Below are 614 nucleotides of genomic sequence, written 5' to 3' on the forward strand. Positions count from 1 at the left end.
AAATCATAAAAGGTGAGTAACGTGGGGTGCTCGTCGAGCACCCGGCGAATCGATGGGTAGCGCGGCGACCACGCCGTGATAAACGCTTGGAGGGCTTCGGCGGCTTCCTCGCGGCTGTTAGCCCGGTACACGGTTTTAAAATCGGCACAAACTGCTGGACGGTCCTGCACGCGGACTTTGCGGGCAAGGGTGCGGGAGACATGCACGCAGCACGTTTGGTGCCGGGCTTCCGGATAGACGGCATGGATGGCATCCGTCATGCCCGCTAAACCATCAGACACGACCAGAAGCACCTCTTCGAGGCCTCGACCCTGAAGATCCTCGAGGAGTTCCTGCCAGTTGCCCGCCGATTCGGTCGGAGCCAGCAGATACGCCAGGACTTCTTTAGAGCCGTCTTCCTGGATCCCGACAGCGATATAAACGGCTTCTTTGGCCACCGTATCCCGTTTTAACGCGATAAACGTGGCGTCCAGATAGATGCAGGCATAGCGTTTCGCCAATGGCCGGCGTCGAAAGGCTTCCACCTCTGCTTCCATCGTCTGGGTCATGTTGGAAATGGTCTGCGGCGTGTAATGATGGCCGTACATGCGTTCGAGGAGATCGGCGATCTCCGC

1 protein-coding gene is annotated in these 614 nt (G+C 58.5%); it reads right to left on the reverse strand.

The window, feature by feature from the left end:
* A partial coding sequence (locus Q0757_RS16905) for an IS256 family transposase (RefSeq protein WP_298789291.1) occupies positions 1-614 on the reverse strand: 614 nt, incomplete at both ends.

Source organism: uncultured Marinococcus sp. (assembly GCF_947493875.1).
Lineage (GTDB): Bacteria > Bacillota > Bacilli > Bacillales > Marinococcaceae > Marinococcus.